This window comes from Anaerolineae bacterium, from assembly GCA_016931895.1.
GTDB lineage: Bacteria > Chloroflexota > Anaerolineae > 4572-78 > J111 > JAFGNV01.
In genome coordinates, this window is the sequence record JAFGDY010000144.1 from 1 (window position 1) to 7916 (window position 7916).

General features: G+C 53.0%; 6 protein-coding genes. 3 read left to right on the top strand and 3 right to left on the bottom strand.

Annotation, left to right across the window (positions count from 1 at the left end; all coding sequences use genetic code 11):
* On the bottom strand, nt 1–1443 hold a 1443-nt coding region (locus tag JW953_11005), incomplete at its 3' end, for a hypothetical protein (protein ID MBN1993223.1).
* A 388-nt stretch (nt 1444–1831) separates the two neighbouring features.
* On the opposite strand from JW953_11005, the gene JW953_11010 reads away from it, so the two are divergent.
* Nucleotides 1832–3169, top strand: a complete 1338-nt coding sequence (locus tag JW953_11010) for an aspartate aminotransferase family protein (protein MBN1993224.1) — start codon at nt 1832–1834, stop codon at nt 3167–3169.
* A 52-nt stretch (nt 3170–3221) separates the two neighbouring features.
* On the opposite strand, the gene JW953_11015 is transcribed toward JW953_11010, so the two are convergent.
* Nucleotides 3222–4826 carry a VWA domain-containing protein gene (locus JW953_11015; protein ID MBN1993225.1) on the bottom strand — a complete coding sequence of 535 codons (1605 nt, stop codon included), beginning with the start codon at nt 4824–4826 and terminating at the stop codon, nt 3222–3224.
* A 288-nt stretch (nt 4827–5114) separates the two neighbouring features.
* Between JW953_11015 and JW953_11020 the strand changes: the two genes are divergently transcribed.
* Nucleotides 5115–5555 carry an ATP-binding cassette domain-containing protein gene (locus JW953_11020; protein MBN1993226.1) on the top strand — a complete coding sequence of 147 codons (441 nt, stop codon included), beginning with the start codon at nt 5115–5117 and terminating at the stop codon, nt 5553–5555.
* On the opposite strand, the gene JW953_11025 is transcribed toward JW953_11020, so the two are convergent.
* A complete protein-coding gene (locus tag JW953_11025; protein MBN1993227.1) occupies nt 5525–6280 on the bottom strand; it encodes a TIGR02206 family membrane protein in 756 nt (251 codons plus the stop codon). The genes JW953_11020 and JW953_11025 overlap by 31 nt on opposite strands.
* 253 nt (nt 6281–6533) lie before the next feature.
* On the opposite strand from JW953_11025, the gene JW953_11030 reads away from it, so the two are divergent.
* On the top strand, nt 6534–7916 hold a 1383-nt coding region (locus JW953_11030; protein ID MBN1993228.1), incomplete at its 3' end, for a cytochrome ubiquinol oxidase subunit I.

Sequence of the window (7916 nt, forward strand, 5' to 3'; positions counted from 1 at the left end):
CACGGCGGGGTCAACCGCCACGGCGGGGTCAACCGCCACGGCGGGGTCAACCGCCACGGCGGGGTCAACCGCCACGGCGGGGTCAACAGTCACGGGGGACGCAACTGCCGGGAGGGGCTGCCCGGCTGTTGGTTCCGCAATAAGATCAAGGGCCGGCTCAACTATTGTTTCGGGGAGCGATTCCGGTTCGGTTTGACCCACCTGCCGCTGCCTGGTTCGGCTCAACTGTTGTTGCACCGTGACCGCCATGGCCTCGGCCTGGAGTTCAAGTTCCAGGTAACGCCGGCGGTATTCTACCATCAAGGCAATTTGGGGGGCTAAGTTATGGCATAAAGCGGCGTCTCGTTCAGGGATGGGCCGGTGGGTGACCGGATTGCCCAACATTAAAGCGCCCACCGGGCGTCCTTGCACCATGAGGGGTTGGATCAACGTGGGGCCAGTGCGTTCTTCATTCCACAAAGCGTATAGTTTATGCAAACCATTTGCATTTTGCTGCGGCAGTAATAGTTGCTGCTGGTCTTCCACGGCTTTTTGCAAAGTGGGATAATGTTCTAATTCAAAAATCATCTCGTCGCGGCTGGTAATATGGAAGGGACGTTCCGGGCTGTAAACCGTAACCACGTGCGCTATGCCCATCGCCCTTACATCCAGCATAAACAGAACCACCTGGTCAACCCGGGCAATCCGGGCCATGCTGCGTACAATGTGTTCCATGGCCTGGCTCAAGTTAGGCACGTTGCTGATGATTTCGCGGGATTCAAATAATCGTTGGCGTTCTTGGTCCTGGCCAGCTGCTTCTTGAGCCAACGCTTCCGCGGCAAGTTGGCGTTCCTGAAAAACCTTGATGCTTTCCCAATAAGTCTGCACGCCTTCCCAATGAAGGGCGCCAATGACAATACCATAAGCCAACAGGCCAAATAGCCAGGAGACATAGATCAAACCCAACAAAGCAAAAAAATTGGCCAACGCCAAAACAATAGGCGGAGCCAGATGAGTCCACCACGCTTCCCCTTGCACCACAAATATGAGCGAAACGCCCAGCGCGGCCAGAGTTAAACCATAAATTGGGGGGGGAATTTGTTCCAAAATGGGAATAGGCGCGAGCGGCAAAAAACAAAAGAAAACAGCCATGGCTCCCCCAATCCATATCAACTCTTGCCAGCGTGAAGGGAGTTGGGCCGTAGGGCCGGTTAAGGCCCAAATTACACAAAGGGCGCTAAACGATTCTAACGCGCCAACAATGATGAGAAATTGGTTGCGGTCAAGATTGGTCAGGGAAACAATCAAGGCCAAGGAACGGCCAATCACCAGGAGAATCAAGGGGAACAATCGTTCGCTGCGGCCTTGTTTGGAAAAACTGATAAAGCCCAATACCAGGGCAGTCACCGCAAACAGGTCAACCGCCAATAGATAAATGCGATATTGTAGGCCCAAAGTATCCATCACACGTCCGCCCTAAAGCGAAGGCAAAAATTTGGCAAGGTGCAAAAAACAGAGTTGTTTGAAACCAGTATACTTCAGTATAACAAATCCACTTGCCAGAAACAATGGGCTTTTGGGGGGAGTGAATACCTGGCTCATATTTCCCCCTTATGAGCTTTAGAATCTGCCTCTTAAAAACCAGAAAGGGTTTCAACAAAATGCCTGCTTGCTGTTCAGGCCGGGAGACAGTATAATCAAACACTTTTTTACAGGTATCCAGATTGGACCTGGGTTATTTTGATGTCTACCGCAAACACTTCCCGCTTTGTCAAGTAGAGACAGGACAATGTTCTATCTCTGCCCCAAAACATTATCTAAATAACTATATCATCCATCAGGAGAGAAACCCATGCAACTTGAAACCAAAAGCCTGGTTATCCTTGAACAAGCGCTCAACACGCTGGAAACCGGATTTTCAGAACTGCCCGATATTGAGCACAACCTTGACCTGGATCGTCTCAAAAATGTTCTTCTGGCAGTGGCCGAAAGGATGCAAAACAACTACCCCTACTTCCATCCCTATTACGCCGGGCAAATGCTCAAGCCGCCGCATCCGGTGGCCCGGCTGGCCTATATGCTGGCGTTGTGGATCAACCCCAACAACCACGCCCTGGACGGGGGTCGCGCCAGCTCTCAGATGGAAAAAGAAGCCGTGGCCGACCTTGCCGCTATGTTTGGCTGGAAACAGTTTTTGGGACATCTTACCGGCGGCGGCACAATGGCTAATTTGGAAGCCCTATGGGTGGCCGGGCGGTTAAAACCGGGGATGAAAGTGGCAGCTTCGGAGCAGGCGCATTACACCCACCGCCGCATCTCGGAGGTGCTACAATTAGACTTTCAAGCCGTGCCTTGCGATAACCACGCCCGGATGGATCTTGACAGCCTGGTCAAAATTCTGGATGAAGGACAGGTGGGCGCCGTGGTGGCCACCATCGGCACTACCGGCCCCGGCTCGGTGGATCCGCTGCCGGAAATTTTGGAACTACGCGAGAAATACGGCTTCCGCCTTCACGCCGACGCCGCTTACGGCGGTTATTTTAGCTTGGTGGATAACCTTGATATTTCTACACGAAAAGCGTTTGGTCGTTTGGGTCAGGTTGATTCTGTGGTCATTGATCCCCACAAGCACGGTTTACAACCCTACGGCTGCGGCTGCATTCTTTTTAAGGACCCGGGCGTAGGCCGATTTTACAAACACGACTCGCCCTACACCTACTTCAGTTCTGCCGAGTTACACCTGGGCGAAATCAGTTTGGAGTGTTCCCGCGCCGGGGCTTCGGCGGTGGCGCTCTGGGCCACCCACCGGCTGCTGCCGCCTATTCCCGGCGGCGAGTTTGCGGCCAGCCTGGCCAAATCCCGCCAGGTCGCGTTGACCCTTTACCACAAACTCTCAAACGACAACCGTTTTTTAACTATACTCAAACCGGAATTGGACATTGTGGTTTGGGCGCCTCGCGCTAAACGGGCCAGCGACATCTCTAAATTATCAAAAGAAATCTTCCAGAGTGCCGCGAAAGCTAACCTACATTTGGCCACCTTTAACTATCCGACGAAACTATTAAAAGACATCTGGCCTGGCGTCATCCTGGATCAGGATTACGTCACCTGCCTGCGCTCCTGTCTTATGAAGCCGGAACATCTGGATTGGCTAGAACAAATTTGGCAGATATTAGACAGCGTAGCGTAGCCTCAGAATGGTAGGTTGGGTTTCATTCTTCGGCCCAACTTATTAGCTGGCCTTATTGCAGCAGTTCAGCCGTCTCCACCAAGCGAATGAACTCGGCTCGGTAGCCCGTTTCATCCTGCCCCTTGGCCGCTTTGGCTAAGGCCAAGACCTGCGCGTAGGTGGCGTCTCCCTTAAATTGAGAATCGCGCAAAAGCAGGCCAAACTCGGCGACTGCTGCCGCAAACTTAAAGTTGTCCGACGCCTGCTCAGGCGGCACCGCTTCATCAAGCACCGGCTGCGCCAGCAGGATGCTCTGCTCGCCGTGGGGCAGTTTGTACCGCAATTTCACCGTCATCAACTCGTTGGACTGGGCAGCCTCTTCTGAAAGTTGGGACTCCTGATACTTCAATTCAGGTGTGGGCCGCACCGCCTCGTCCGCACCCGCAGGGATAATCTCGTACAGCGCAGTAACCGAGTGCCCGGCTCCAAGCTCGCCCGCGTCTTTGGTATCGTCGGCAAAGTCCTCTTTAGCCAGCATCCGGTTCTCGTAACCGATCAGGCGATAGGCTTTAACTTTGGCCGGGTTGAACTCTATTTGCAATTTAACGTCTTTGGCAATGGTCAGCAGCGTACCGGCCATTTCGCTGACCAGCACCTTTTTGGCCTCGCGGATATTGTCAATGTAGGCGTAGTTACCGTTGCCTTTATCGGCCAACTGCTCCATCTTAGAGTCCTTGTAATTGCCTGTGCCCAAGCCCAACACGGTCAAAAAGATGCCTTCGTCCCGCTTCTCCTCAATCATGCGCACCAGTTCCGCATCGCTCGAAGGGCCTACATTGAAGTCGCCGTCGGTAGCCAGGATGACCCGGTTGTTGCCGCCGGGGATCAAGTTTTCCTGGGCCACCTGGTAGGCCAACTGGATACCCTGCCCGCCCGCGGTTGAGCCGCCGGCCTCCAACATGTCAATGGCCTGCAAAATGGTGGCCTTATCATCGCCGGAGGTGGGAGGCAGCACCAACCCGGCTGCCCCGGCATACACCACAATCGAAACCGTATCCCGGCCGGTCAATTGCTCCACCAGCAGTTGATACCCCTGTTTTAGCAGGGGCAGCTTGTTTGGCTCGTTCATTGACCCCGACACGTCCAGCAGGAACACCAGGTTGCTGTCGGGCAACTGCCCTTTATCTACCTTGTGCCCCTGCAAGCCAATATGGATCAGTTGGTGGGCCGGGTTCCAGGGGCACTCAGACAGCTCAGTGACCACGGCAAAGGGATGCTCATCTTGCGGGGGGGGATAATCGTAGGTAAAATAATTAATCATCTCCTCAATACGCACCGCGTCCGGGGGTGGCAGTTGAGAGTTGTTAATAAAGCGTCTGACATTACTGTAAGAAGCTGTGTCCACGTCAATAGAAAAGGTAGACAGGGGATTGCTGAGCGCCTCTAAAAAGTCGCTCTCCTCAATAACGTCGTACTCCTCGGTGTTAAAGTCCGGAGGCGGCGCGGCGAGCGGTGGAGCCATCATCTCCTCGGCTTCTTCCATCATTAATAATCCGTCCGGTTCTTCTGCTACCGGCAGCGGTGATGCCGTAGCCAGTGGCAGCGCCGTGGCCTTGACAATTGGCGTTCTGCCCAGCCCCGACTGAAAAGTCAGGTAAGCAAACAGCCCCACAGCCATAGCCAGGCAAAGCACAACCAGGATAACAATCACAGCAATCACTTTTTTATTCATAATGTTCCTCCTTAGGGGCGGTGGTCAGTCACTACTTTTACAGTATAATGCAACTACGCTCAACTGTTGAGCCGGTTTCAGCCAATCTAAATTGACGGACCGCTACCTCTTCCGTATCATAACCAGACAAAGTTATCTCTATATAAAGAAAGGGACAGACCTACGAAACCGCTAAAATTCCTCTTTGTGTACGCCCGTAACTACCTCCGCCCCCTCGGTATCACCGTCATCAGTATGCTGCTGCTGGTGGGGGTGCAACTGCTGATCCCCTGGGTCATCAAGGTGATGGTGGGCGCCATTACCGACCCGTCGGGCGGGCAAAAGCAGCGTTTATCCATTGCCCGGGCCGTGTTAAAAGATGCCCCTATCCTGATTTTGGATGAAGCCACCTCGTCGGTGGATACCGAAACCGAGCTATTAATCCAGCAGGCTCTGGAACGCCTGATGGTGGGCAAAACAACTGTGGTGATTGCCCATCGCCTGTCAACCATCCGCAATGCCGATTTAATTGTGGTGTTACAGGGGAACGGTATTGCCGAAAAAGGCACGCATAACCAACTGCTGGCCCGGCGCGGCCTTTATTGGCATCTCAGCCGGGTGCAGCGCCAGATTCACTCCCGGCAGCCGGGCCAGCAAAGAGAGCGCTATCCCAACATGGCCGGCCAGTTTGGCTGAGTTTTTTTTGTTTTGCGCCAATCCCAAATGGCAAAGGGCAGATAAAGCAATAACACCACCAGCAAGCCTAACACCTCCATCCATAAAATATACCAGGGCCAGGGCGGCAGAACATCCAACAAACTGGCGGTGGGGGGTTTGCGGGCAATAAAAAGATAATTACTGCCAATGAGGGCATTGACCAGGCCAACGCCTAACAAATAGACATTGCCCCACAGGGCCACCCGCCACAACGATTTGCCGGTAGGCCGGTAAGTTTCTACACTGGTCATATAAATGGCCGAAATCACAATGGCCCCGTGTGAAATGAATATTTGAAAAAACCGAAAGTGAGGGAAACCATACGGGCCGGCATCCGGCGTTAACAGGGCCTGGGTTGCCCCGGCAATGCCCAAAAGGTACACAAATTCATACATCCGGTAGTTTTTGGTCATCAACAACGCCGCGCTAATAAAAACAAATACGCTGCACAAATGTAAAGGCAGCATGGTTTGAATGGTCCATTGGCCCGTTAACCCGTTCCATGCGTGCCAGGCGGCTTCGTTAAGCAACAAAATAAAGGCCAGCCCATATCTAAAGAATGGCCGCCAGGTTTGTGGGAACCGGGGGCCGGTGTAAAGCAGCGCCGCGCTGACCATCCCCACCACGGCCAGGGCTATTAAGTGCGCCGGGCCAAATAAGTCAAAGGGAGCGCCGGTATAATCTTTAACAAAAAATTGGTCCATGATCGTTTACCTGCCTGCTTCCAAAAGGTGTTGGCCCTAAAGATAAAGCCAAACCAAAAGTTTGGCAATTCAAGACCCCTGGCAAATGACATTTGTCATCGGGAAAAATGACATAAGTCACTTATATCTATTGCGCTATCGAGGTAAGATAGAACCAGTTCTCCCATTCCAGCAAGTCCATCAGCTGAGACTATACCCGTTGGTTTTTTCACTAAAATAAAAACTGAATGTTCAATTTAACAAGGAGGTTTTTATGGACGCATTGGCGCTGGCCCGCTGGCAATTTGGCGTGACCACGGTCTATCACTTCTTTTTTGTGCCCCTCACCCTGGGCTTATCCATTTTGGTGGCCCTGATGCAAACCATGTACTACCGCACCGGCGACGACGTTTACAAACGGATGACCAAATTTTGGGGCAAACTGTTTGTCATTAATTTTGCCATGGGCGTGGTCACCGGCATTGTGCAGGAGTTCCAGTTTGGTATGAACTGGTCCGAGTATGCTCGTTTTGTGGGCGACATCTTTGGCGCGCCCCTGGCCATTGAGGCGCTGATGGCCTTCTTTATCGAGTCGACCTTTTTGGGCCTCTGGATTTTTGGCTGGAACAGATTGTCCAAAGGCGTCCACCTGGCTTGTATTTGGTTGGTGGCCCTTGGCTCCAATCTCTCGGCTTTATGGATTTTGATTGCCAACTCTTTTATGCAGCAGCCGGTTGGTTACACCCTCAATAATGGCCGCGCCGAGATGGTTGACTTCTTGGCTCTGATCTTCAATCCCCATGTCTTTGTGCAATTCCCGCACGTATTCTTCTCCGGGATAACTACCGCCGCTTTTTTTGTTCTGGCCATCAGCGCCTATCGCCTGCTCAAAAAGGGAGAATCCAGCGAGATGTTCCGGCGTTCCTTTGGCTGGGCCACTATTTATGGCCTGATTGGGATTATTGCCGTGATGGTGGTGGGACACACTCAGGCCCAACACATGGTCCAGGCGCAGCCCATGAAAATGGCGGCGGCAGAGGCCTTATGGGAAAGCGCAGACCCGGCCCCGATGTCGCTTTTTACCATTGGCAACGAACCGGAACTGCGCGACGTATGGGCCATTAAAATGCCAGGTCTGTTGAGTTTCTTGGCCTATAACCGCTTCAACGGCCAGGTCAAAGGCATCAAAAATCTGCAAGCCGAATATCAACAAACCTACGGCCCTGGCGACTACATCCCGCCGGTGGCCGTGAGTTACTGGACCTTCCGCTTTATGGTGGGCGCGGGTTTGGTGATGCTGGCCCTCCTCCTGGTGACCCTCTATTTGCTGTGGAAAAACAAAACTCAGCAATATCCCCTGTTCCTGCGCCTGCTAATTTGGGCAGTATTTCTACCTTATCTTGCTAATAGCACCGGCTGGCTCTTTACCGAAATCGCCCGCCAACCCTGGATTGTGTTTGGTTTACAGCTTACCCAAGACGGGGTTTCGCCCAACGTGGAGGTGGGCATGGTGCTGACCTCGCTGATTGGTTTTACGGTAGTCTATGGGATGCTGATGGCAGCCGATGTCTATCTGCTGGTCAAGTTTGCCAAAACCGACACGGGCGAGGATAGTCACGAGATTGAGGCCGGTGAAGAAACCACCGGCACGTTGGGC